Origin of the sequence: Corynebacterium oculi (assembly GCF_001412105.1) — a bacterium.
Taxonomy (GTDB): Bacteria; Actinomycetota; Actinomycetes; order Mycobacteriales; family Mycobacteriaceae; genus Corynebacterium; species Corynebacterium oculi.
Window position 1 is genome coordinate 182,081 of record NZ_LKST01000001.1, and the last position, 23,409, is coordinate 205,489.

Below are 23,409 nucleotides of genomic sequence, written 5' to 3' on the forward strand. Positions count from 1 at the left end.
TGCTTGGCGCGGGGCCACCGGGGCGTCGATAAGCAGTAGAATCCTGAAGCCATGAACAACCGTGAGGCGACCGCAACCCGCATGGGCGTGATGGGCGGGACGTTCGATCCCATCCATCATGGTCACCTGGTGGCGGCGAGCGAGGCCGCCGACCAGTGCGGGCTGGACGAGGTGATCTTTGTGCCCACCGGCCAGCCCTGGCAGAAGGCGGGCAAGGGGGTTTCGGCGGCGGAGGATCGCTACCTCATGACCGCCCTGGCCACGGCCGAGGACGAGCGATTTTCCGTGAGCAGAATAGACATCGAGCGCGCCGGTGCCACCTATACTGTTGACACTCTGCGCGATCTGAGCGCGCAATTCCCGCAGGCGGAACTGTTCTTTATCACCGGGGCGGACGCCTTATCCGGCATCACCTCGTGGCGGGAATGGGAGGAGGCATTATCGCTCGCGCAGTTTATTGGGGTCACGCGCCCCGGGTATGAATTAACGCGCGGCGATCTGCCCCCGGAATACGGTGAGCGGATCACCCTGGTGCAGGCACCGGCCCTGGATATTTCCTCCACCCAATGCCGCCGCCGCTGCCGGGCGGGCCGCCCCGTGCGGTACCTGGTGCCCGAGGCCGTGGCGCGGTACATCGAGCAGAACGGGCTCTATGCGGGTTGAGGCTGTCGAGGCTAGGCGCTTATGCGCCGCGCACCCTGCGTTCGCGTCCGGCTCGCTTCATACCCGGCTCGCGGCTTTGCCCCAGCATTGGCCTGTGACCTGCATGTCGTGGAATGATAGGGCCAGTATGTATCCCCTGATACGAGCAACGAAGGACTTGCGTGACTGTATCTGAACAATCCCGCCACCTGGCCGGCATCGCGGCCCGCGTGGCGGAGGAAAAGCAGGCCAGCAACATCGCTGTCATCGACGTCTCCGACGTCAGGGCCATCAGCGATGTTTTTGTGATCGCCTCGGCCGATAACGAACGCCAGGTGCGTTCCATCGTGGAAGAGGTGGAGGACGCCCTCACGAAGGAAAAGCGCGAACCGCTGCGCCGCGAGGGGCACCGGGAAAACCACTGGGTACTCCTGGATTACGGCTCCCTGGTGGTGCACGTGCAGCGCGAGCCGGAGCGCGAGTTCTACGGACTGGATCGCCTGTACCGCGATTGCCCGCTGATCGAGGTCGAGGGCCTGGATACCCCGCAGCGCCCCGGCGAGTGGGCCGAGGAGGTGGATCTGCGCCAGGTGCAATCCATCGAGGACATTCCGCTGGCGGCGCAGGCCCCCGGCGAGGACGAATACTGACCCCATGACGCGACGCCTCATCATGGCCCGGCACGGGCAGACGGTGTATAACGCCACCCGGCGCATGCAGGGCCAACTCGACACCGCGCTTTCCGACGCCGGGGTGGCCCAGGCGCAAGAAGCCGCGCGCCTGCTAGCCGGGCGCGGCATCGCCCGCATCGTGGCCTCCGACCTGGAGCGCGCCGCTCGCACGGCGCAGATCATTGGGGATCGTCTGGGCCTGCTGGTGAGCACCGATGCTCGACTACGCGAGACGAATCTGGGCCAGTGGCAGGGCAAGACCCACCAGGAGGTCGATGGCGCACACCCCGGAGCCCGCGCGGTGTGGCGGCACGACGCCTCCTGGGCCCCACCCGGCGGCGAGTCCCGCCTGGAGGTAGCGCGCCGGGCACGACCCGTGGTCGAGGAACTCATGGCGGACTACCCGGATTGGGACGACGCCGCCGTGCTGATTGTTGCCCACGGCGGCACGATCTCCGCGCTCACGGGCTCGCTGCTGGGGCTTCACGACGCCCAATACCCCCTGCTCTCCGGCCTGAGTAACGCTCACTGGGCGCAACTCACCGCCCGCCCACGGTTTCGCCCCGGCAGCACCGACGCCCTCGATCCGGGTTCGCTGCCTCGCTTCGAGGCAGACACGGTGGCCCAGGCGCAGTGGTACCTCGACGCCTGGAACATGGGGGCTTAGCGCGATGGCGGTGCGCATCGTGGTGGACTCCACCGCCGGGTTGCCCGCGCAGATGGCGCGGGAACACGGCATCGAGGTGGCGAGCATGCACCTCACCGGGGCCGGCACCGCGGGATTAAGCGCGCTGGAACTCTGCGCCTGCTACGCCCGCCAGCTAGAGCGCGGCGGCGACGCCGGGGTGGTGGCGCTGCACGCCCCCAAGGAGTTCTCCTCCACCTGGTCCTCCGCTGTGGAGGCCGCCGCACTCTTCTCCGACGCGGTGCGGGTGGTGGACACCGGCACCGTGGGCCTGGGTTTGGGGGCCGCCGCGATAGCCGCCGCCCGCGCTGCGGCGCGGGGAGAAGAGTTAGAGGAGTGCTACGCGGCCGCCGTGGAGGTGCTGGACACCCAATCCACGTTCCTCTACGCCCACCGGCTTGACGAGCTGCGGCGCTCCGGGCGGGTATCCGCAGGCACGGTGATGATCTCCACCGCACTGGCCACCAAGCCGATCATGCGGGTGCGGGAGGGGCGCGTGGAACTAGCGGTGAAATCCCGCACGCAATCGCGCGCCTTTGACCGCCTCACCGCGCTGGTGGCGGAGGCCGCAGGGGAGCGGCCGGTGCGGGTGTTCTTGCAGGAACACGAGGCCAGGGAGGCCGCTCGGAAACTCGCGGCCCTGCTGGAAGAGGCCCTTCCCCAGGGATCGCAGGTGAGCGTGTATCCCCTCACGGAAGTGCTGGCGGTGCACGCGGGGCCGGGGGCCATCGCCGTTTCGGTTGCGCATAACTAGGGTTATCCACAGCCCCGGCGGTGCGGGCGCCGTGAGGACTCTGGCCAGCGCTTAGTCTGCGCCACATGCAGGCAGATAAGGCGCTTGACCGGCTTAAGGATCTCACCCGCCCCACGGGGGAAGAAGACCTCATGCGGGTGGAATACCCCGCCGCACGCCGGTGGCAGATCACCCCGAGGCAGGGGATCGCGGTGGCCTGCATAGCGGCCCTCGCCCTGGCCCTGTGGTGGCTATGGCCAAGGGCGCAGACCCCGGGCGTGCCACCGGAACCATTGGCTGCCGCTCCTGGTTCCGCCTCGTTTCCTGCACCGGCATCGGGGGCGGGAGCCGTGCCGCCGGAACCCGCCACGGAGATCGTGGTGGCGGTGGTGGGCGCGGTGAAGAACCCCGGCCTGGTGCGCCTCCCGCCGCAGGCGCGGGTCTCAGACGCCCTGGCCCACGCCACCCCTGAACCGGAGGTAGATACCGTGGCGCTGAACATCGCCCGCCCGCTCCAAGACGGCGAACAAATCTACGTCCCGGTACCGGGAGAGACACCGGCGGGAGTTGATGGGGCGGGCGCGGCGGGGTCTGCGGCCGCCGAGGCGGGGAAAATATCGCTGAACAGGGCCAGCGTGGAAGAACTCATGGCGCTCAACGGCGTGGGGCAGGTGACCGCGCAGGCGATCGTGGACTACCGGGAAACCCACGGCGGGTTTAGCGATGTCAGCCAGCTTCAGGAGGTACGGGGGATCGGCCCGGCAAAGTACGCGGCGATCCAGGGGGAGGTGGTGCCGTGAACGAGGTACGGTTGATCCCCACAGCCGCGCTGGTGTGGGCGGCCACCCTCTCCGTGCTGCTCTCCCGCGAGCCGGCGGCGTGGATACTGGTGTGCGCCGCCGTGATGACGGCGCTCGCGCTACGCTCCGTGGGCCAAGCCTTGGTGGTGGGCACTCTGGGAACCGTGGCCTGCCTACTCACCCGCCTGCGGTGGCGCCTCGCCCACAGGGCACTCCCGGAGGAGATACGGGCGCAGGTGGCGGGCGAACCCCACACCATAGGCGAGCAGCGTTGGCTGGTGCCGGTGCGCGTGGACAACTATCCGGCGCAGGTTCCGCTCTTCGTGGAATCAGAACACCCGGTCGCGCTGAGCCGAGGCAGCCCCCTGATAGCCCGTGTGCACTGGAACCCGAGCGAGCGGCCGGGCCTGGGGCAGTGGGTGGGCGTGGTGCAGGACTGGCGGGCCGGTGCCCCACAGGGCATGGCCGGGTGGGTGGCCCGCGTGCACGAGTGCTTCCTCATGGCGGTACAGGAACGGGTGGGGGAGTCCAGCCAGGGGCTTATACCCGGCATGGTGCTGGGCAATACCACCGCCCAAGATGAAGCGGAGCGGGAACTCTACGTATCCACGGGCCTCTCCCATCTCTCCGCAGTCAGCGGGGCGAACGTCACCATCGTGGCCACCTGCGTTTTCCTGCTGTGCCGCCTGTTCACGCTAGGGCCACGGACGCAACTCGCGGCGGCGGCTGCGGCCGTGGCGGCCTTCTTCCTCCTCGTCGGCCCGGACCCTTCGGTGCTGCGCGCCACGCTCACCGGACTCGTGGGTCTGCTCGCGGTAGCCCATTCCGCTACCTTTCCGCCCCTGCATGGGCTGAGCGTGGCGGTGATTGTTCTTCTGCTCTACGATTCCTCCCTCGCAGCAAACTGGGGATTCGCTCTCTCGGTGGCGGCCACGGCGGGCATCGTGATCCTCTACCCGCTGCTCTACCGCTGGATCGCCAGGGCTCGGCTACCCGATATTCTGGTGCGCGCTCTAGCGGTATCCCTCGCCGCCGACCTCGCTACCACGCCCCTGATCGCGGCGATGAGCGGGCGGGTATCGGCGGTCTCCGTACTGGCCAACGTGCTGGTGGGCCCGGCGGTGGCCCCGATTACCCTCGGCGGCCTGCTGGCGGTGGTAGCGCTGCTGCTGCCGGGCGGCGGGGAGGCGGTGATGCTGTGGCTGATCGAACCCTGCGCGTGGTGGATACACCACGTGGCGCAGCGCTGCGCCGCCCTGCCCTTCGCCACGGCAGAGGCTACTCCCGCGGGAGTGCTGGTGGGCTATGCCTGGGGCGTGTACCTGGCATACCTGATGGTGTTGGGGAGGCATGACCGGGGTAGACGTCGGGGCAGAAAGGTACTGCGGGCGCTGGCCCTGTGCGCGGTGATCGTGGTGCTTGATGCGCTCGCGTCGGGAGCGTGGCCAGGGGCCCGGCCGTGGCGGAGGGCCGAGCCTGTGGATATGACCCGACTGCGTGTTGCCGTGGTGGATACTGAGGAGGAAGCCATTGCGCTGAGCGCGGGCACGGCGTCTTGTGAGACGGCGGGGGCGTCGCACGAGCCACGGGTGAGTCCCGGAAGTATGGCGACTCCTGGGGCAAGAGAGCCGTGCCCCCAGGCGATCGTGGTGCGCGATGGATCGGGCCGCCCGGCGGAATACCCCACCCAGACGGCCGAGGGAATTCCCGTGCTCTTCTCTGAGCGCGACGGCCCGGTGACCCTGTACCGCGATGGCACGCAGCACGCCGCCGATGGGCGTTTTTGAGGATGGCGCTTTTGAGCTTGTGCGCCCGGGGCACGATGGGAGGCGCGATAGGGTAGAGGGCATGGAATCCCAGGTGCACCTCATCGTCGGCACGGAATCGTTCCTTGTGGAGCGGCACCGCGAGGCGATCATCGAGCAGATTCGCGGAGGCCGCCCGGAGGTGACCGTGACCTCCATGAACGCCGGAGAGTTAACGGCCTCGGAGGTGCTAGAGGTGCTATCCCCCTCGCTGTTCGGGGAGGATCGGGTAGCGGTGATAAAAAACACCGAGACGGCGGGCAAAGAACCCACCGAGCTGCTTTTGCAGGCCGCCGTGGATCCGGGGCCGGGCATCTATCTGATCGTGGAGCACTCCGGGGGTGGCCGCACCAAGGCACTGGTATCCAAGTTGGAAAAAATCGCCACCGTGCACCGCGCCGATGAGGTAAAACAGCGGGAACTTCCCAGCTGGGTGACCCAGGAGTTCCGGGCGCACGGGGTGCGTATCACCCCGGACGTGGTTCACGCCTTGCTCGAAGGGGTGGGCTCTGATCTGCGCGAACTTTCCTCGGCGGTGAGCCAGCTGGTGGCGGATGCGCAGGGAGAGGTCACGGTGTCCACCGTTCGGGCCTATTACTCGGGGGTGGCGGAGGTATCCGCCTTTGACATCGCGGATTGGGCGGTAACTGGCCAGACCTCCCGGGCGGTGGCCGCTACCCGGCGGGCCCTGCAATTGGGCATGAGCCCGGTGGTGATCGCGGCGGCCTTAAGTTCCAAGGTAGGCATGATCGCGCGGCTTTACTCCACCACAGGGCGGGTGGATTCCCGCCGCCTGGCGGGGCAATTGGGCGCGCACCCCTTTGTTATAGAAAAAACCTCCAAGGTGGCGCGGCGGTGGTCGAGCGACTCCGTGAGCAGGGCGGTGATCCTCATGGCCGATCTCGACGCCGCCGTGAAGGGGCAGGGCGGTGACCCGCTCTTTGCCATCGAGTCCGCCGTGCGGCGTGTGTCTCACCTGGCTGGTTAAACTACACATCATGACTTCTCCGGATATACCCCAGGACGTGCAGGAATTAGCCACCCGGCTGTTTGACATGGCCCGCCAGGGCGATCAGCAGCTGGTGCAGTACATCGACCACGGTGTTGCGGTGGACATGGTGAATCAGGAGGGCAATAGCTTTCTCATGCTCGCCGCCTACGCCGGGCACGCCGAGTTGGTGGCCGCGCTGATCGAGCGCGGGGCGGACGTGAACAAGCTCAACGATCGCGGCCAGTCTCCGCTGGCCGGGGCGATCTTTAAAAAGGAGGACGCCGTGGCGGAGGCGCTCATCGAGGCCCAGGCCGATCCCCATCGCGGCAGCCCCACGGCGGTAGAGACCGCGCGCATGTTTGGCCGGGAGGACCTCCTGGAACGCCTGCGATGACGCCGGGCGGGCTTCTTTCCCTCACCGCGCTCAACCTCATGGGAGTGGCGGCCCCCGGCCCCGATACCCTCTTGGTTATGCGCGCGGCCACGAGATCGCGCCGTCACGCCTACGCCACGGTGGCGGGCATACACGTGGGTGTGCTGCTGTGGATGGTGCTCACGGTATGTGGTGCGGCGGCGGTGTTGGGCCGCTATCCGGTGCTCATCGGGGTTATCCAACTCCTCGGCGGGGCCTACCTGGGGTATATGGGTAGCCAGATGGCGCGCGCCGGGTGGAGGCTGCGTGGTTACGGGGCGGCCGACGTCCCCGGCGTTACCACGGCAAGCGCCGCGCAGTGCGCGCGGCAGGGGTTGTGGACGAACCTCTCCAACCCCAAGATCGTGCTCTTCTTGACGGCCATCATCGCCCCGGTGATGCCTGCCGCTCCCTCCTGGGGCACGGCGGCCGTCATTATTGGGTGCCTGTGGCTGAGTTCGGCGGCGTATTTTCTTCTTATCGCCACGCTTCTTTCCACGCGGGCGGTGCAGCGGCGGGCGCTGCGCGCGGGGCCGTTTATTGATATGGCCGCCGGGGCGCTTTTCATGGCCTTTGGGTTGGTTTTGGTGCTGCGCGGTGTGGGGGAGGTTGTGGTCTAGGCGCGGGTGGGACTAATGCTCGGCAGTATAAAGGCGGTATAAAGCAGGCAGCAAGAATAAAAAGGGGCACCCGCTGCGATTCCTTCGCGGCGGGTGCCCCTTTGATAAAGACTATGAATTAGTCCATCTTGTTGAACTTGGTGGCCATGCCGGACTTCTTGTTGGCGGCGTTGTTGCGGTGCAGCACGCCCTTGGACACGGCCTTGTCCAGAATGCGGGAGGCGGTGCGCAGCTGCTTCTCGGCGGCGGCCTTATCGCCCTCGGCCACGAGCTCGCGGAACTTACGGATCTCGGTGCGCACGCGGGAGCGCACGGCCTTGTTGCGCTGGCGGCTCTTCTCGTTGGTGAGAATGCGCTTCTTCTTGGACTTGATATTAGCCATGAAAGGTTACCTCTTGGTCTCTATATAAAGCATGGACAGACTGTTGTGCTTCCCTGCGCGAACGTGTATCCCGGCCGGTACCCTGCGATGATGATGCTGGGTGCTGGCCTCGGCACCGGCTCTAGCGAACCCAAGGTCCTGCCCGCCGTGGTCGGTGCGTGCGGCAAAGAACAACCTGAGAAATGCTAGCAGGAGCGGCGTGCTAAGCCAAAACCCTCAGGTCCACCCGTAGCGGTTGCGTAGCTTGCAGGCGATGCGCTCGAAGCGGCGTCGGGGGAAGAGCACGCCTTGGCGGCGGATGCCCAGGTGGGAAACCTCCAGCACGCGATCCAGGCGCACCCAGCACTGTCGGCCCTTTTCGTCCCATTCCCCGGAGCCGATGTCGAGCCATTCGCTTTCATTGGCGTGGCGGGGATTGGGGGAGATGAGCAGACCCAGTACGGAGTCGCGGCCGTGGCCGATGACGAGCACGGCGCGGTCGCGCAGGGGGCGGTTGGGGCCGTCGGAGGGGGCCCACACCCACACCACCTCGCCGGGTTCGGGTTGGCCGTCCATGTCCGGCGCGTAGTAGATGCTGCGGGCCTTGGAGGAGGTGGTGGCCACGTTGATGGTGCTCAGGTGGTGTTGTGCGGCGGGGGTGGGGGTATCGCAAAAGCCCAGGCGGGAACTGATGCGGTCGAGTCCGGCTTGCAGCGGGGGTACCTTGCTGCCGGGCAGGAGTTTTTTACACATGGTGGCGAGGTCGTGCGCCGTGCTGGACTTACTCATGCACATCATCCCGGTACTGCGAGCGTCGGAGGTGGGGGAGGGGTATTCGTTGGGAATATCGTCTCACCCGTCACCGCTGTTACATGGCTTAGAATATACCGTTTTGTTCGGTAGAGTGTCAGGGGTTAGCTCGACGGAAGGGGTCTCCACGTTCATGGCCAGCACGCCAGGTAACTTCGCAGAAACCACGTTCACGGATCAGGATCGCATCCGTAACTTCTGCATCATCGCCCATATTGACCACGGCAAATCCACGCTGGCGGACCGCATCTTGCAGCTGTCCAAGGTGGTGGAGGAGCGCGATATGCGCGATCAATACCTGGACAACATGGACATCGAGCGCGAGCGTGGCATCACCATCAAGGCCCAAAACGTGCGCCTGCCGTGGGTTCCGCGTTCGGGTGCGGCCCAGGGCCGGGAGATCGTGCTGCAAATGATCGACACCCCCGGCCACGTGGACTTCACCTACGAGGTCTCGCGCGCGCTCGCCGCCTGCGAGGGTGCCATTTTGCTTGTCGACGCCGCCCAGGGCATCGAGGCACAAACCCTGGCGAACCTCTACCTGGCGATGGAAAAGGACCTGGAGATCATTCCGGTTCTCAACAAGATTGATCTGCCCGCCGCCGATCCAGAGAAGTACGCCCTGGAAATAGCCAATATCATCGGCTGCGAGCCGGACGATGTGCTGCGCGTATCCGGCAAGACGGGCGAAGGGGTGGAGGCGCTGCTGGATCGCGTGTGCGAGATGGTGCCCCCGCCGCATACCGACGCCCTCGAGGACGCCCCCGCGCGCGCCATGATCTTCGATTCCGTCTATGACACCTATCGCGGCGTGGTCACCTATATCCGCATGATGGACGGCAAACTCACCCCGCGCCAAAAGGTGCGCATGATGTCCACCGGCGCGCTGCACGAGCTACTGGAGATAGGCATCGTGTCCCCCACGCCCAAGAAGTGCGAGGGCCTGGGCCCCGGCGAGGTGGGCTACCTGATTACCGGCGTGAAGGACGTGCGCGAGACCAAGGTGGGCGACACCGTCACCTGGGCTACCAAGGGTGCGGAGGAACCCCTTCAGGGATATGAGGACCCCTCCCCGATGGTGTATTCCGGGCTCTTTCCCATCTCCCAGGAGGATTTTCCCGCGCTGCGCGACGCCCTGGACAAGTTGCAGCTCAATGATGCCTCCCTCACCTTCGAGCCGGAGACGTCGGTAGCCCTGGGCTTCGGCTTCCGCTGTGGCTTCCTTGGCCTGCTGCACATGGAGATTACGCGCGTGCGCCTGGAGCGCGAGTTTGACCTCAACCTCATCTCCACGGCGCCGTCGGTGACCTACCGCGTGGTGGCCGAGGACGGCGAGGAGCACGTGGTGCACAACCCCGCCGACTGGCCCGGCGGCAAACTGCGCGAGGTCTACGAGCCCATCGTGGACATGACCATCATCGTTCCCTCCGACTACGTGGGCCCCACGATGGAACTGTGCCAGAGCAGGCGCGGGCAGATGAAGAACATGGACTACCTCTCCGAGGATCGCGTGGAACTGCGCTACGTGATGCCCCTGGGCGAGATCATCTTTGACTTCTTTGACATGCTCAAGTCCCGCACCAAGGGGTACGCCTCCCTCAACTACGAGGACGCCGGGGAACAGGAGGCGGACCTGGTCAAGGTGGATATTCTGCTGCAAGGCGATCCCGTGGATGCCTTCAGTGCCATCGTGCACCGGGATAACGCCCAGTGGTACGGCAATAAGATGACTAAGAAGCTCAAGGAGATCATTCCTCGCCAGCAGTTCGAGGTGCCCGTGCAGGCGGCCATTGGGGCCAAGATCATCTCGCGCGAGAATATTAAGGCCCTGCGCAAGGACGTGCTCTCCAAGTGCTATGGCGGTGACATCTCCCGTAAGCGTAAACTGCTGGAGAAGCAAAAAGAGGGCAAGAAGCGCATGAAGTCCATCGGCTCGGTGAACGTGCCGCAGGAGGCCTTCGTGGCGGCGTTGTCTACGGATGAGGCATAAATAGCGGGGTAAAAACTCCACCCTGCGGTGTGCCAGGCCGGTACAGTAAGGCTCCATGACCTCCCTGATCCTGCCTCACGGCCGCGTGCTCACCGAGGAGGCGGAGATGCGGCCTCTAACCACCGATTCCTCCCAGGTTGCCCCGGAGGGTTTACCCCGGGCCGTGGCCGTGGTGCGGTCCACCGAGGACGTCTCCGCCGCCCTGCGCTGGGCGCACGAGTACCGTGTGCCGGTATCCGTGCGTGCTGGGGGCAGTGGAGTGTCCGGCGGGGCGTTGGCCTACGAGGGCGGCCTGGTGATCGCCCTGCATGAGATGAACCGCATCGTGGAGATTGATGCGGACGCCCGCCTGGCCACCGCGCAGGCCGGGGTGCTCACCGCCGATCTCGATGCCGAGGCGCGCAAGCACGGCCTCTTCTTGGCTCCCGATCCCGCCAGTGCCGCGATCTCCACAGTGGGCGGCAATATTGCTACCAACGCCGGGGGCCTGCGTTGCCTGGCTCACGGCGATACCGCCAGGGCCGTGGCGGCGCTGAAGGTGGTGCTGGCCAGCGGCGATGTGATTAGCACGGGGGCGCGCACCGTGAAGAACTCCACCGGCCTGAACCTCACCCAGCTCTTCGTCGGCTCCGAGGGCACCCTGGGGGTCATTACCGAGGCCACCGTGTGGCTGACCCCGGTGCCGCAGGGGCCCGAGCATTCCTTCCTGGGTAGCTTCGATTCCTTCGAGGAGGCCGGGCGCGCGGTGGTGGAGATCGTGCGCTCCGTGGAGCTGGAGACCCTGGAGCTTATCGACGCCCCCATTGCCGCGATGGTCGAGCGGTACCGGCCCACCGGACTCCCGCAGCCGGGTGCGGCGCTGCTCATCGGTCAGGCCCTTGGCCCCCAGGCCGAACGCGCGGTGGAGGAGGCCACGGCGATCAGCCGGCGGGCGGGGGCGGCGCAGGCGTGCACCGGAGAGGGGGCCGCGTTGTTGGAGGCGCGTCGCCTGGCTCTGCCCGCCATGCAGGCTCATGGGGAGTGGGTGATGGGGGACGTCGGTGTGCCGGTTCCCGCTCTGCCCACGATGTTCGAGGCGATAGCGCGCATGGAAAAGGAAGAAGGCCAGGCAGTGCGGATCGTGGCGCACGCCGGGGACGGGAACCTGCACCCGATGATCCGCGTGGAGCCGGGGGAGCGGGAACGAGCGCAGGCGGTGATGGATCGGATCGTGGCCGCAGCCGTGGAGCTTGGCGGTGTGATCTCCGGAGAGCACGGAATTGGTCTGCTCAAGCGGCACGAATTACACCGCCAATATGATGCAGCTACGCTGCGTGCCCAGCACGCGATCAAGGCGGCGTTGGATCCTCGAGGCATTCTTTCGCCGGGGCGGGGGATTTAGCTATCGACGATCACGCTGCATGAAAGAATCTGCTGACGATTTCTTCCAGAATCTCGTCCGGGTGCCGTCCCTCCGCCAAAGCCTGGCTATGAAGATGCTCCCAGGTTTCTTCACTCAATCGCGGGCCCGTGTAGTGCGGGTTAGGTTCGCGCCGTGCTTGGGAGAGATCAAGCCCAGCCTCCGCTTCAGCGACGAGGGACTGGATTTTTTCTTCGGTCCACGGTGGTATGTGCTGGGTCATAATATCCTCCTTAGCAGGTGATGGTACTGCTTCCGTAGCTTCATTGCGTGGATGACGATTTCTTCCTCACCGTGGGAGATGAAAGTGATGACTTCTAGTGCACGTCCGCGTGTATCAAAGCCTACATAGATGAGTTTAGTTGTATCTTCCCCGATTTCCTCACGATAGGGAGCACTCTCTACCATTTTACGGATGTTGGCAGCGTAAGATGCCATGTTTCAATGCCGAGTAATGGATTCATGACTCCCTATAGTCTATAGTCGCGGAATGATAAATACTTGCTTGCGTGGAGAGGCGCTAATCACCCTCCACCCCACGCAAATACTCCTCCAGATACGGCAGTGCAAAGTCCACGCGCCCGTACCCGGCGGGTGCGATGAGCCCGCGTTCGATGAGGCGGCGTCGATAGGTGGATTGCTGGTTCGCCGGAATCTTCATGGCGGCAGCGATCTCCCCGGTGGGCATGGGGCGTGTACCACCCGCCATGTGCAGCAGGTATTCCCGTTCTCGCTCGGGCACCCCGCGCAGCGCCGGGGCGTGTACCTGTAGACCCATGCGTTCGATCACGAGGGGCAGGGCGGTGTCGATGGTAGCGGGCGTGATTTCCTTATCCGCGAGCGCCCAGGCTACCGAGCCGAGCAGTTGCACCAGGTAGGGATAACCCTGGGTGGCCTTGGCGGCGGTGCGCGCGGCCTCGTCGTTGAAGTGCTTGTTGCCGCGCAGGGCGGTATCGCGCAGGGTGGCCTCCACCTCGGCTTGGGGGAGTGCGGTGAGCGGCACGGGTACAGCGCGGCGCAGAAAGGTGGTGCCGGGGTGGTCGAGGAGTTCGGCTATCTCAAAGGGCAGGCCCGCCACGGTGAGCGCGATGGGGAGTTCATCGCGCACTACGTCCTGAATGGCGTCGGTGAGGGTGTGCAGGTGTTCGGGTGAGGCGGATTGCAGCTCGTCGAGGGAGAGGAAGAGTCCGCCACCGCGCGCATCGAGCGTGGTCACAGCTTCTCGCAGGAGGCTGTGGATCGATTCCTGGTAGGGGTAGCGCTGCGTGCGGGTGACGCTGAGCGAACCCAGCCCCGGCAGCGAGCCTCCGGTGACCTGCGTGCGGTGTGCGTTGGGGCTGTGTTCCGCGAGGAGTTTCGGCAGGTCGGTCTGGGTGAGTTTACCCAGCATGGTGCCGGCAGCGGTGACGCGCAGGGGAGTCCAGCCGCGTGCGCGCGCCTCCTTTTCCAGGAGGTTGAGCAGCACGGTCTTGCCGGAACCACGCGCTCCGCTGATGAGGGTGAAGCGATAGGGCGATCCCGCCCCCTCGTCCAGCGCCAGGGATACCTGGGCGACGGTGCCGCTGCGCCCAGCCACCACCTCGGGCACGATGCCAAAGGTGGGGCGGAAGGGGTTGCGTGGTGCCATGCCTGCTCCTTGTACGATCTGTACGAACTATAGCACGCTGTACGAACCTCCCTCTGCTGTACGATCTATACGAATTTGTGCTTATCGACGTCCCGCAGCACCACGTAACGCCACCGGGGCGTCGATAAGCATAAAAAAGCGGGGTGCCGCCGCACCCCGCCCACGTGTGAGAGATTTACTCAAAATCCAGCTTGTAATGCTCCGGGCGCACCCACCCGATCTTTTCAAACACCTTGCTGAACACGATGGCGAGCACCAGGGGAAGAATAAAGAAAAGCAGGCCCACGATGAGCATGTTCGCCGCCGTCCACCCCCAGCCCTCGTAGTTCAGGGCGGCCAGCGGCCCCATGAGGCCGGAAACACCAAAGCCTGCGGAGATCGGGGTGCCGGAGATGCCGAGCATGCCGCCGAGGGCGCCCACGATCGCCGCGCTACAGATCATGGGCAGCATGGTGACGGGGCGCGACCACAGGTTAGCCATCTGCACCTTTGGGGAGCCGAGCACGTGCAGGATCGAGGTGCCAAAGCCATTGACCTTCCACCCGGCCACCATGAGGCCGAAGCCGGCGGCGGTCACGCCGAGGTTGGTGGTGCCGGAGGAGACGCCCTCCATGAAGATCGCGGTGGCGATGCCCACCGTGGAGATGGGGGAGACGATCAGCACGGAGAAGAGCACGGCCAGTACCAGGCCCATGAGGATCGGCTGGAATCCGGTGGCCCCGTTGACCAGGGAACCCAGCCATTGGGTGAGCACCTTGACCGCCGGGTAGGTGACCATGGAGCCGATGCCCCCGGCCACAAGCACCACGATCATGGAGAGCAGCAGGATTGTGTAGTTCTTGAGCCTCTGCCCGATCAGGGCCACCACGCCCACGGCCAGGGCGGCGGTGAGCCCGGAGTTAATCACCAGGCCGGTGCCCTGCACGTGGAATCCGCCCTCGGGGTCGGGGGTGGCCACCCCGGAGCCGAGCATGGCGGCGATGCCCACGGCGGCGGTCTGAATGGGGGTGAGCTTGAACTGCATGGCCACCATCACGCCGATAATCAGCGGCATCATGGAGGCGGTGAGGCTCACCATGTTGATGATGTTGATTCCCTGGGGGAATACTGGGAGCAGCGCCTTGAAGAGTTCTCCCAGGAGCGCCTGGGGAACCAGGGAGACGACGACGGCGATGGAGATGCCATTGAGCACCTTGAGGGTGAAATCACCTGCGGATGTGGCATAAGTGGTTGGGGCGGTGGGGGCCGCAGGCGCGGGAGATGGTTCAGACACGGTAATCCTTGCTTAGACGAAAAAACACGGAGGATATTAGGACGATACCCGTCGCCCTGGGGAGTGAGGCAAAAATAATTACCTCCCCGCCAACTCTGGTGTGCTGCCCCGGTAGGTGGCCCAGCGCAGGGCCTCCTCCAGGGGGCCGCGCGGGCGGAATCCGCGCCACAGGGAGCACAGCGCGAGCGCCACGCCGATGGAACCCAACCACCAGGCGGTGTGATCCTGCTCGGCGGGCGGCAGGGAAGCGGCGGAGGCGGCGGATTCGGTGGCGGTGGAGAAGGTTTGGGATTCCACCGCCATGTATTCCTCCCAGGTCTCGGTGGCGGCGATGTCCTCACGGAACTGCTCAAAGTCCACCCCGGCAAAGAGTTCCTCCATGGAATCGGCATAGGCGGACTCCGCGGAGGAATCAGACCCAAAGGTGGGGTAGCCCTGGAGCGGGATTGCGGCGGTGAGCACGTGCGCCACGTACACGGTCAGGGCCATCACGCCCAGGCTGCGCAGGGGGTAGAGAGCCGCGGTGAGCGCGCGGGGGCGGGTGATGAGCAGGCAAAGGCCGATCACTCCCGCGCTAAAGCCATAGGAGTACACCACGTCCAGGGGGTTCTCCCCGTGGCCGAGTTCTCCGGTGAGGTGACGCTGCCACACGGCGTAGCCGCCCACGAGCAGCCCCAGGCAGGTGACCGCCACGGCGATCAGCGGCCTGGCAAAGAATGCGCGGTGCAGCACCATGCCAAAAAGCCCGTAGGCCAGCCAGTTGAGGAGGGGATAGGCCCCCTCCAGCAGGGGGCTTTGGGCCATGAGGGAGCCCTGCACCTGATAAAAGCTTAAGCCGATTCCCACCAGCGGCAGAATCACGGCCCCGGCCACCAGGTATCGGGTGCGCCACCGGGTGCAAGGCCCCAGCACCAGATAAATCGCGCCAATGGAGGCCAGCACCACGGAGATGACGGATTGCACGGTGGCCAGCACCATGCCCAGGCCCACCAGGATCACGCCTCGGATCAGCGTGCGGTGTCGCGCTGCGGCGAGGGGGGTGCCGCCGGAGGCGTCGGCTTTGGCATGCATGAGGCTTAACGACGCCCCGGCGAGCACCGCAAAGAGGGCGGAGGGGAAGCCGTTGCTGAGCGCGCCAACCCAGGGTTGGGAGGGGCCCAGGTGGGCGGTCATCATGCCGATGATGGCGAGCGCGCGGGCGAGGTCGAAGCCATGAATACGGGTGGAGGACATGGTGTCCTAGGGTGTCACGAATGTGTGTGCGGTGCTACTTTGTGGGGTCCTCCCAGCCGTCTCCCCAGGTGCCGGAGTCAAAGTCATAGTCCACGTCATTGCCGTCCTCGTCGGTGCGCTGATACCACCGGGTTACGTTCTCTGCGGTGGAATCGAAGTCCGCCCCGGCCCCCTGGCCGGTTTGCGCCCGGCCAACGGCTAACTCAAACTCGTCGCCGTGTTCCTCCAGGCCCCGGTAGACGGCGTTGCGCAGGGCGGCCTGGGCGTAGGTGCGCCGAATGGCGGCGGGATCGGTGTGGAGATCGCGCAGGAAGGCCACCACCAGCAGCATGAGCACCAGGGAGAAGGGCAGGGCGATGAGGACGGTGAGGGATTGCAGCCCGGAAAGGGCGTCCTGGCCCCCGGCGAGCAGCATCACCACAGCGATGCCCATCATGCACAGGCCCCAGAACACCACCACGGCGCGCGGCGGCGCGGGATTACCTCTCGAGGAGAGGGTGCCCATGACCACGGAGGCGGAATCGGCCGAGGTGATGAAAAAGACGGCGAGCACCGCGATGATGATGAACGGGGTGATCTGCGCGAGGGGGAGGGCATCAAAGAGGGAGAAGAGCACCTGCTCCGGGGTGGCGGAGCCATCGAAGCCGGGGCGCCCTTCCCGGGAGAAGACGATGGCGGTGCCGCCAAACACGGTAAAGGCGCAGGCCAGAATGAACGTGGGCACGGCCATGGCCACCAGCGCGAACTCGCGCAGGGTGCGTCCGCGAGAGATGCGGGCGATGAACATGCCCACAAAGGGGGTCCAGGAGATCCACCAGGCCCAGTAGAAGGCCGTCCAGCTGGCCTGGAAGTCCACCGTCTCCTGCCCCCAGGAGAGCGATTTGCCCATCATCACCAGCAATTGATCGCCGTAATGGAGCAGCCCCGAGGGGAGGAGGTTGAGGAGGAAGAGCGTGGGGCCGGTGAGGAATACAAAAAGTACCAGGCCCAGGGTGAGCGAGATATTGATATTGGAAAGGTAGCGCACCCCGCGCGCCACCCCGGAGACGGCGGAGATAATAAAGCCCACCGTGAGCACCGCCATGATGATAATGAGCGCGGAATTGCCCAACTGCCCCCAACCGGAAACAATGCTCACGCCCTGGCCGATCTGGATGGCGGATAAACCGAGCGTGGCGGCGGTGCCAAACACGGTGGCGATGATCGCCGTGACGTCGATAAGCCTGCCCGCCAGCCCCTCGGCGTGGCGCGGGCCGAGCAGCGCGTGGAAGGCGGAGGAGAAGAGGGAGACGCGGCCGCGCCGGTAGGAGGAATACGCCAGCGCGCCGCCCACCATCGCGTAGAGCGCCCAGGCGGAGAGCCCCCAGTGGAAGTGGGACTGCGCCATGCCCTGGTGAAGGGCCTCCGGGGTGGCGGGCTCCACGGTGTGCGGTGGGGGAGAAAGGTAATGCGATAGCGGTTCGGAGGGGCCAAAGAAGAAGATGCCCACGCCAATGCCCGCGCCGAACATCATGGCCACCCAGGAGAAGCGGGAGAACTCCGGCTCCTCGTCATCGCGGCCCAGGCGAATGGCTCCGAAGCGGGAAAACGCCAGGTAGGCCATCACGGCAATGCCGGCGATCATGGTGAGGTTGAGCAGCCAGCCGGTGTTTTCCATCGCCCAGGAAAAGGCGGTGGTGGCGGTGCGGGAAACGGCCTCGGGGGCGAGTACTCCCCAGGCGATGAAGCTGAGAATCAGCGCGGCGGTGGCGCCGAATACCCAGCGGTCAAGCCCGAATCGGTTGCGTTGTTCGTCCACGCCAATGCCCGGCACCAGGCCGGGGTGCATGTTGTGTGGATAGGCGTTATCGGGCACGGAAAGATCCCCTCCCAGGGGTACGAGGTATGCGGAAGTGGCCCATTATTCAGCACCGGGGCGGGTATGCCAATTTTCGTACAGTACTGTATGTTCTACATAGACAGATAAGTCTACTATCGACGTCCCTACAGCCAGATTGCAGGGCACGGACAGAAAGGCACGAGCATGATAGTGACGGGACTGGCCCTCGGCGCGGCCGTGGGCGCGGTGATGCAGCGCGGGCGCTTCTGCGTGACCGGCATGCTGCGCGATATTTTTCTCAGCGGCTCCTGGCGCGGATTCACCGGCCTGCTCATCGTGATCTCCGTGCATGCGGTGGGCCTGGCCGCGCCCACCAGCCTGGGCGTGATCGCCCCGGAGTATGCGGACCTCGCGCCCCTCGCGGTGATCCCGGGCGGGCTGCTCTTTGGGCTGGGGATCGTGCTGGCGGGCGGGTGCGCGTCCGGCACCTGGTACCGCTCCGCCGAGGGATTGGTGGGCTCCTGGATTGCGTTGGGCACCTACGCGCTCTCCGCCGCCGCGATGAAGAGCGGGGCGCTGCGCGGCTTCAACGAGGCCCTGCAATCCCACACGGTTCCGCTCCGCAGCCTCCCGGAAACCCTGGGCCTCTCCCCGTGGTTCTTCGCCCTGGCCTTGAGTGCGGGCACGGCGGTGTGGGCGCGGCGCTACCTTGCGGTGGAGAAGAGCCTGCCGGTGCCTCACGCTCACCCGCCGCTGTGGAAGCGCCCGCTGCACCTCTACACCGCGGCGGTATTGATCGGCGCGCTCGGCGTGCTGGCCTGGCCGCTTTCCGCCGCCACCGGGCGCAACGACGGCCTGGGCATCACCACCCCCACCTCCAATATCCTGCGCTACGCGGTCACCGGGGATGCCACCCGCCTGGACTGGGGCGTCATGCTGGTGCTCGGGCTGTTGCTGGGAGCCTTCGCGGCGGCCGTGGCCGCCGGGGAGTTCCGGGTGCGCGTGCCCGATGCCACCGCCGCGAGCCGCGCCGTGATCGGCGGGGTGGCGATGGGCGTGGGGGCCTCGCTCGCCGGCGGCTGCACCGTGGGCAACGGCATGGTGCAGACCTCCCTGTTCACCTACCAGGGCTGGCTGGCTTTGCTCTTCATCGCCTTCGGCGTGGCCCTGGGCACGCGGTGGTGGCTCAAGCCCTCCGGCACGGTGGCCGCCACTGCGCCGTCGCCGGGTGGCGCGGTGAACGCCCTGCCGAGCGTGAGCGGGCTGGTGAGCCTGGGGGCTTTGCAAAGCACAACCGGCGGAGGAGTGGCCACGCTCGCGCCGGGGCGCTACCGTCTGGACACCTTCGGTGCGGTGTGCCCCTTCCCCCTGATCGAGGCCAAGGAGGCTATGAAGCGGCTGGAGGCGGGGGAGGAGCTGGTTGATTGCACCCAGGCCACCGACACCCTGCCCCGATGGGCCGCCGAGGACGGGCACGAGGTGGTGGACTTCACCGAGCGCGGCGCGGCCGGGTGGAGCATCACCGTGCGCAAGGGCGCATGAGCCGCCCGGTGTTAGACTCTGGGGCATGGAGCCCTGGATGGATCGGGAGCAGGTGCTGCTCTCCGGCGCGGAAGCCCACGAGTTTGACCACATGATGGGAATCTTCGAGGTTCCCGAGGAACACCTGCTTGACGCCTCGGTGCTGCTGCGGGTGTACGCGGGGTGACCATGGCGCGCAAGATCATCCTGGACTGTGACCCCGGCCACGACGACGCCGTGGCGATCCTCCTGGCCGCAGGCAGCCCCGAGATCGACCTCCTTGGCATCACCACCGTGGGCGGCAACCAAACCCTCGCCAAGGTCACCAATAACGCCCGGCAGGTGATGACCATCGCCGGGCTTATCGACGTCCCCCTCCACGCCGGTTGCGCCCGCCCCCTGGTGCGCAGGGCAGAAGTAGCCGCCGACGTCCACGGCGAAAGCGGCATGGAAATCCACGGCTTTGAACTGCCCGCGCCCTCTGTTGCTGTGGAGCCCGGACACGCGGTGGACTACATCATTGACACCGTCATGGCCCACGAGCCAGGCGAAATCACCCTGGTGCCCACCGGGCCGCTCACCAACATCGCCATGGCCGTGCGCAAGGAACCGCGCATCGCCGAGCGGGTGCGCGAGGTAGTACTCATGGGCGGCGGCTACCACGAGGGCAACAAGACCGCCACGGCGGAATTCAACATCGCCACCGATCCCGAGGCCGCGCACATCGTATTCAACGAGGCCTGGCCCCTGGTGATGGTGGGCCTTGACCTCACCCACCAGGCGTTGGCGACCAGGGAAGTAGAACAGCGCTTTGCCGCCCTGGGCACCCGGGCGGGGGACTTCGTGGTAGGACTCTGCGGCTTCTTCCGGGAGGCCTACCGAGAGGCCCAGGGCTTCGACGATCCCCCGGTACACGACCCCTGCACCATCGCCTACCTCATCGACCCAGACGTGGCGAGTACGGTGCCAGTGCCCCTCGACGTGGAACTACGCGGAGAACTCACCGCGGGCATGACGGTGGCCGATTTCAGGGCACCCGCGCCTCAGGATTGCACCACCTCCGTAGCGGTGAAGCTAGACCATGAGGGGTTCTGGGATCTGGTGGTGGGGGCGGTGGAAAGGCTCCACTAGCAGGGGGTTTGCCAAGTTTTTGGGGGCATTGCTACTTCGCATCCCTAAAATCCCACCCCTTCACCGGCTCTCCCTCCACAAAGTCCCAGGCCTCCACGCGCACGCGATCGTCGTACACGCGCACGCGCAGCCCGGAGGCTGCGCGGCCGTCAAGGATCATTTCGTCGTGATCGTCCTCGGGCATATAGGCGTTGAGGATCGCCCCGGTGTTCACCACCGGGAAGCCAATGGCCCCGGCCTCCCCAGTGCCGGGGTAGCGCCGGATTCCCCACCAATCGTGCTGGTGGAGCAGGGAGGCGTGGCTGTGGGAGGTGAACATGATCTGGTGGGTGTACTTGCTTAGCACATTGGAGAGTGCCTCTAGGTCCTCGTAGTCGTTCTGGTACCAGGCGCTATGAGACATGGAGACGGTGCCGGGCAGCAGGTAATGGGCAAAAAGCAGCACCCTCACGCCGCGCTGCTGCCAATGCAGCAGGCGCTCATCTAGCCAGGCGAGTTGATCGGGGGAGAGACGCACAAAGGGTTCCTTGCCGTCCCTGTCCACGTCGGAGTAGTACTCCGAATTCAGGGTGATAATCGGTATGCCGTTGATGATCACTTCTCGCCATAAGTCCTGGCTGTGGGAGTAATGCAGGAATCGCTCTATGTAGGTGCCGGAGCTTTCGTCGCCGTACATCTCATGGTTTCCCGCCGTCATGATCGTTTGCCCAGAAATATGCGGGGTGCGCGCGGTGGCGGCCTCGAACTCCTCCCATAATTCCGTGCTGCCGTCGTCTACGGCATCGCCGTTAATCACCAGGGCGTGCGCGGGTTCCGGCATGGCGTTGAGTTGCCGCACCGCGTCCTCGTAGTCGGTGATGTCTCCCTGGACGTCGGAGAGGACGTCGATAATGGCGATGGGTGGCCCCGCGACCTCCGGTAGGGGAGTGGTGACCGCCACGTTATCAATGGCCCAGAACCAGTCATCGTTGCCGCTAAGGTAATGGAAACCCAGGTGCAGGGTGTTCACGCCTGCGGGAATCTCCACGGAAAGAGCCTCGTGGGAGGAGAACTTGTCTTCTGTGAATTGCAGGAGCGTGATCTCCTGATCGCCCAGATGCGCGGTTACCTCGGCGCTTTGCCCCTTGCGCCCCTGCCGATAGTGGGAATCAAACTCCACCGTCACGGTGCTGTGTCCGGTGACGTCAATCTCCGGGGAAAACAGGTGCGCGTCCATGCTGTCGGTGGAATTGAGGCGCTGCTGCTTGGAATCCACGATGCACACCTGCCGGTAACCCCGCGTGAACCAGTGGCGCTTATCGGTGCCGCAGGCCCAGGCCCAATCCCGAATGGTGGCCAGAGTCCACCCCTCCCAGCGCTTCTCCCCGGAGGTCACACCCTCCACGCTGCTTGTCCACCCCTCGGGGAGGCGGTGAGTAAAAGAGGCGGGGTTGGGCACCTCGTCGAAGCCCTCGTAGAACAGCACGCCGGGACGGGTTGCTATGGCAGTGCTGGCCTGGGCGGGAGACACGGAACCGAGGGCGGGCAGCCAACTGGCCGCTGCGGCTGCCTTGAGGAGGGTACGGCGCTTCACCAGAACTCCTTGCGTGCGTGTGCATCTGGGTACGGCACGCATTATGGCAGTAAGAGGGAAAATCCAGGTGAACGCGGCGAGGCGCGCAGATGAGCAACGGGGAAACCCTAGGTGAACGCGACGGCCAAATCGCTCAATAAAAATGGGCCATATGACTCAATGGAACTTCTGAACTGGGGAAATTACTCACTCCGGTAACTGATCCTTCAACCCCGGATACGAGGCCTGCGCCCCGTGCCCCGTGGCGGCGTAGGCCCCCACGCGGGCGGCGTGGCAGGCGGCGTCGATAAGCGAATCGCCGGCGGACAGGCGAGCGGCGAGGGCACCTGCGAAGGCGTCGCCCGCCCCGGTGGTGTCCACGGCGGTGATGGCGGGCGTGGGAATGGGCGTGATCCCCTCACCCTCCGCCACGAGGGCCCCGCGCTTGCCCAGGGTAAGTACCACGGATTCAAACCCCGCCTGGCGTAGCGCCCGGGTGAGGGCGGCGGGGTCGGTGGAATCGAGGGGTTGGCCCAGTTGATCGAGGATCAACCCGGCCTCATGCTCATTAGCGATCAAGGGCTTGGCGCGCAGCAGCGCCTCCCGGGGCACCGGTACCACGGGGGCCAGGTTGATAAGCACCCGCGTGTGTGGCCCGGCCTCCGCCACCGCCTGCGCGAAGCTTCCGGCGGGAATCTCGCCCTGAAGCAGCAGCACCGAGGCCTCGCGCAGCAGCGCGGCCTGCTGTTTCACCTGGGCGCTATCCACCGCCGCGTTAGCGCCCGGCACCACGATGATGGTGTTCTCCCCGTCCTCGGAGACGGTAATCACCGCCAGGCCGGTGGGGCCGTCCACCTCCTTGACGGCGCCGAGATCCACCCCGGAGGAACGCAGGTGCTCGGTGGCCGGGGCGGCGTAAGCGTCGCGCCCCACCGCACCTACCAGGGCGACGTCCGCCCCCTGCAACGCGGCAGCCACTGCTTGGTTGGCCCCCTTGCCGCCGGCGGAAATGGTGCCGCCGGAACCCGCCAGGGTCTCGCCCGGCTGGGGATGGCGGTGAACGTGAACGGTGAGGTCTGCGTTGATGGAGCCGACCACCACGACCTTGTGGGGCATGTGTCTTCCTTCCCTGGGAGTGCTACCGCAAGCCTAGCCCGGTGTGGCCTGGCACGGTTATCATTCCTCGCCGCTGTGTGACGCATGTGAATCTCAGCCATATCTCAACGCAAGGGAAGTATCTTTTCCTACCGCTGCGTGACGGGTGAGGCCACCACCAGACCCACCCCTAGATCCACCCGGCAGAATCCACCCGGCCCCGGGCATGAAAAACCGGC

At 65.7% G+C, this 23,409-nt stretch carries 23 protein-coding genes; 14 read left to right on the top strand and 9 right to left on the bottom strand.

Features of this window, described 5'->3' with window-relative positions:
* Positions 1-51: 51 nt before the first annotated feature.
* The 9 genes from nadD (at position 52) to Cocul_RS00940 (ending at position 7,359) form a co-directional block, all read left to right on the top strand.
* Positions 52-663 (top strand): nicotinate-nucleotide adenylyltransferase, encoded by a 612-nt coding sequence (nadD, locus tag Cocul_RS00900; protein WP_055121437.1) that lies wholly within the window; start codon positions 52-54, stop codon positions 661-663.
* Between the two features lie 161 nt (positions 664-824).
* Entirely contained in the window at positions 825-1,292 is a 468-nt protein-coding gene (gene rsfS / locus Cocul_RS00905; protein ID WP_055121438.1) for a ribosome silencing factor, read from the top strand.
* Positions 1,293-1,296: 4 nt separating this feature from the next.
* Positions 1,297-1,980 carry a histidine phosphatase family protein gene (locus Cocul_RS00910; protein WP_055121439.1) on the top strand — a complete coding sequence of 228 codons (684 nt, stop codon included), beginning with the start codon at positions 1,297-1,299 and terminating at the stop codon, positions 1,978-1,980.
* Between the two features lie 4 nt (positions 1,981-1,984).
* Entirely contained in the window at positions 1,985-2,752 is a 768-nt protein-coding gene (locus tag Cocul_RS00915) for a DegV family protein (protein ID WP_055121440.1), read from the top strand.
* A gap of 65 nt (positions 2,753-2,817) precedes the next feature.
* Positions 2,818-3,531: a ComEA family DNA-binding protein gene (locus Cocul_RS00920; RefSeq protein ID WP_055121441.1), complete on the top strand. Its 714-nt coding sequence runs from the start codon at positions 2,818-2,820 to the stop codon at positions 3,529-3,531.
* Positions 3,528-5,318: a ComEC/Rec2 family competence protein gene (locus Cocul_RS00925; RefSeq protein WP_055121442.1), complete on the top strand. Its 1,791-nt coding sequence runs from the start codon at positions 3,528-3,530 to the stop codon at positions 5,316-5,318. Before Cocul_RS00920 ends, Cocul_RS00925 begins: the two co-directional genes overlap by 4 nt.
* Before the next feature lie 61 nt (positions 5,319-5,379).
* Positions 5,380-6,324, top strand: a complete 945-nt coding sequence (gene holA / locus Cocul_RS00930; protein WP_055121989.1) for a DNA polymerase III subunit delta — start codon at positions 5,380-5,382, stop codon at positions 6,322-6,324.
* A 10-nt stretch (positions 6,325-6,334) separates the two neighbouring features.
* The gene (locus Cocul_RS00935; protein WP_055121443.1) at positions 6,335-6,721 is read left to right on the top strand and encodes an ankyrin repeat domain-containing protein; all 387 of its coding nucleotides are present in this window, start codon (positions 6,335-6,337) and stop codon (positions 6,719-6,721) included.
* Positions 6,718-7,359 carry a LysE family transporter gene (locus Cocul_RS00940; protein ID WP_055121444.1) on the top strand — a complete coding sequence of 214 codons (642 nt, stop codon included), beginning with the start codon at positions 6,718-6,720 and terminating at the stop codon, positions 7,357-7,359. Before Cocul_RS00935 ends, Cocul_RS00940 begins: the two co-directional genes overlap by 4 nt.
* Positions 7,360-7,477: 118 nt before the next feature.
* Here Cocul_RS00940 and rpsT read toward each other — a convergent pair whose 3' ends face one another.
* Both rpsT and Cocul_RS00950 read right to left on the bottom strand, forming a co-directional pair.
* Positions 7,478-7,741 (bottom strand): 30S ribosomal protein S20, encoded by a 264-nt coding sequence (rpsT, locus tag Cocul_RS00945; RefSeq protein ID WP_055121445.1) that lies wholly within the window; start codon positions 7,739-7,741, stop codon positions 7,478-7,480.
* Positions 7,742-7,957: 216 nt separating this feature from the next.
* Complete coding sequence (locus Cocul_RS00950) at positions 7,958-8,509, bottom strand: type II toxin-antitoxin system PemK/MazF family toxin (RefSeq protein ID WP_055121446.1); 552 nt, start codon at positions 8,507-8,509, stop codon at positions 7,958-7,960.
* A gap of 154 nt (positions 8,510-8,663) precedes the next feature.
* On the opposite strand from Cocul_RS00950, the gene lepA reads away from it, so the two are divergent.
* Positions 8,664-10,520, top strand: a complete 1,857-nt coding sequence (gene lepA / locus Cocul_RS00955; protein WP_055121447.1) for a translation elongation factor 4 — start codon at positions 8,664-8,666, stop codon at positions 10,518-10,520.
* A gap of 55 nt (positions 10,521-10,575) precedes the next feature.
* Positions 10,576-11,901 carry an FAD-binding oxidoreductase gene (locus tag Cocul_RS00960; RefSeq protein ID WP_055121448.1) on the top strand — a complete coding sequence of 442 codons (1,326 nt, stop codon included), beginning with the start codon at positions 10,576-10,578 and terminating at the stop codon, positions 11,899-11,901.
* Between the two features lie 10 nt (positions 11,902-11,911).
* On the opposite strand, the gene Cocul_RS00965 is transcribed toward Cocul_RS00960, so the two are convergent.
* From Cocul_RS00965 to Cocul_RS00990, 5 genes are all read right to left on the bottom strand, one after another.
* Complete coding sequence (locus Cocul_RS00965) at positions 11,912-12,142, bottom strand: hypothetical protein (RefSeq protein ID WP_055121449.1); 231 nt, start codon at positions 12,140-12,142, stop codon at positions 11,912-11,914.
* 297 nt (positions 12,143-12,439) lie between these two features.
* Complete coding sequence (locus Cocul_RS00975; protein WP_055121451.1) at positions 12,440-13,546, bottom strand: ATP-binding protein; 1,107 nt, start codon at positions 13,544-13,546, stop codon at positions 12,440-12,442.
* Positions 13,547-13,721: 175 nt separating this feature from the next.
* A complete protein-coding gene (locus tag Cocul_RS00980; protein WP_245622060.1) occupies positions 13,722-14,819 on the bottom strand; it encodes a PTS sugar transporter subunit IIC in 1,098 nt (365 codons plus the stop codon).
* Between the two features lie 78 nt (positions 14,820-14,897).
* On the bottom strand, positions 14,898-16,052 hold the full coding sequence (locus Cocul_RS00985) for a DUF418 domain-containing protein (RefSeq protein WP_055121453.1): 1,155 nt from the start codon (positions 16,050-16,052) through the stop codon (positions 14,898-14,900).
* A 34-nt stretch (positions 16,053-16,086) separates the two neighbouring features.
* On the bottom strand, positions 16,087-17,880 hold the full coding sequence (locus Cocul_RS00990; protein ID WP_082422139.1) for a BCCT family transporter: 1,794 nt from the start codon (positions 17,878-17,880) through the stop codon (positions 16,087-16,089).
* A 195-nt stretch (positions 17,881-18,075) separates the two neighbouring features.
* On the opposite strand from Cocul_RS00990, the gene Cocul_RS00995 reads away from it, so the two are divergent.
* The 3 genes from Cocul_RS00995 to uriH are packed head-to-tail and all read left to right on the top strand — an operon-like array spanning position 18,076 to position 20,523.
* Complete coding sequence (locus Cocul_RS00995; RefSeq protein WP_055121455.1) at positions 18,076-19,413, top strand: YeeE/YedE thiosulfate transporter family protein; 1,338 nt, start codon at positions 18,076-18,078, stop codon at positions 19,411-19,413.
* 25 nt (positions 19,414-19,438) lie between these two features.
* Positions 19,439-19,579: a hypothetical protein gene (locus tag Cocul_RS12430; RefSeq protein WP_160318475.1), complete on the top strand. Its 141-nt coding sequence runs from the start codon at positions 19,439-19,441 to the stop codon at positions 19,577-19,579.
* Positions 19,580-19,581: 2 nt separating this feature from the next.
* Positions 19,582-20,523, top strand: coding sequence for a uridine-preferring nucleoside hydrolase UriH (gene uriH / locus Cocul_RS01000; RefSeq protein ID WP_055121456.1), 942 nt, complete (start codon positions 19,582-19,584; stop codon positions 20,521-20,523).
* Between the two features lie 31 nt (positions 20,524-20,554).
* On the opposite strand, the gene Cocul_RS01005 is transcribed toward uriH, so the two are convergent.
* Together Cocul_RS01005 and Cocul_RS01010 are read right to left on the bottom strand one after the other, a co-directional pair.
* A complete protein-coding gene (locus Cocul_RS01005) occupies positions 20,555-22,096 on the bottom strand; it encodes a metallophosphoesterase family protein (RefSeq protein WP_055121457.1) in 1,542 nt (513 codons plus the stop codon).
* A 186-nt stretch (positions 22,097-22,282) separates the two neighbouring features.
* A complete protein-coding gene (locus Cocul_RS01010) occupies positions 22,283-23,191 on the bottom strand; it encodes a ribokinase (protein WP_055121458.1) in 909 nt (302 codons plus the stop codon).
* Positions 23,192-23,409 lie beyond the last annotated feature (218 nt).

What these genes read in the sequence shown, in the direction of transcription:
- nadD (WP_055121437.1), top strand. Translation starts at nt 52, where the DNA reads ATGAACAACCGTGAGGCGACCGCAACCCGCATGGGCGTGATGGGCGGG.
- Cocul_RS00910 (WP_055121439.1), top strand. Translation starts at nt 1,297, where the DNA reads ATGACGCGACGCCTCATCATGGCCCGGCACGGGCAGACGGTGTATAAC.
- Cocul_RS00915 (WP_055121440.1), top strand. Translation starts at nt 1,985, where the DNA reads ATGGCGGTGCGCATCGTGGTGGACTCCACCGCCGGGTTGCCCGCGCAG.
- Cocul_RS00920 (WP_055121441.1), top strand. Translation starts at nt 2,818, where the DNA reads ATGCAGGCAGATAAGGCGCTTGACCGGCTTAAGGATCTCACCCGCCCC.
- holA (WP_055121989.1), top strand. Translation starts at nt 5,380, where the DNA reads ATGGAATCCCAGGTGCACCTCATCGTCGGCACGGAATCGTTCCTTGTG.
- Cocul_RS00935 (WP_055121443.1), top strand. Translation starts at nt 6,335, where the DNA reads ATGACTTCTCCGGATATACCCCAGGACGTGCAGGAATTAGCCACCCGG.
- Cocul_RS00940 (WP_055121444.1), top strand. Translation starts at nt 6,718, where the DNA reads ATGACGCCGGGCGGGCTTCTTTCCCTCACCGCGCTCAACCTCATGGGA.
- rpsT (WP_055121445.1), bottom strand. Translation starts at nt 7,741, where the DNA reads ATGGCTAATATCAAGTCCAAGAAGAAGCGCATTCTCACCAACGAGAAG.
- Cocul_RS00950 (WP_055121446.1), bottom strand. Translation starts at nt 8,509, where the DNA reads ATGAGTAAGTCCAGCACGGCGCACGACCTCGCCACCATGTGTAAAAAA.
- lepA (WP_055121447.1), top strand. Translation starts at nt 8,664, where the DNA reads ATGGCCAGCACGCCAGGTAACTTCGCAGAAACCACGTTCACGGATCAG.
- Cocul_RS00960 (WP_055121448.1), top strand. Translation starts at nt 10,576, where the DNA reads ATGACCTCCCTGATCCTGCCTCACGGCCGCGTGCTCACCGAGGAGGCG.
- Cocul_RS00965 (WP_055121449.1), bottom strand. Translation starts at nt 12,142, where the DNA reads ATGACCCAGCACATACCACCGTGGACCGAAGAAAAAATCCAGTCCCTC.
- Cocul_RS00975 (WP_055121451.1), bottom strand. Translation starts at nt 13,546, where the DNA reads ATGGCACCACGCAACCCCTTCCGCCCCACCTTTGGCATCGTGCCCGAG.
- Cocul_RS00985 (WP_055121453.1), bottom strand. Translation starts at nt 16,052, where the DNA reads ATGTCCTCCACCCGTATTCATGGCTTCGACCTCGCCCGCGCGCTCGCC.
- Cocul_RS00990 (WP_082422139.1), bottom strand. Translation starts at nt 17,880, where the DNA reads ATGCACCCCGGCCTGGTGCCGGGCATTGGCGTGGACGAACAACGCAAC.
- Cocul_RS00995 (WP_055121455.1), top strand. Translation starts at nt 18,076, where the DNA reads ATGATAGTGACGGGACTGGCCCTCGGCGCGGCCGTGGGCGCGGTGATG.
- Cocul_RS12430 (WP_160318475.1), top strand. Translation starts at nt 19,439, where the DNA reads ATGGAGCCCTGGATGGATCGGGAGCAGGTGCTGCTCTCCGGCGCGGAA.
- uriH (WP_055121456.1), top strand. Translation starts at nt 19,582, where the DNA reads ATGGCGCGCAAGATCATCCTGGACTGTGACCCCGGCCACGACGACGCC.
- Cocul_RS01010 (WP_055121458.1), bottom strand. Translation starts at nt 23,191, where the DNA reads ATGCCCCACAAGGTCGTGGTGGTCGGCTCCATCAACGCAGACCTCACC.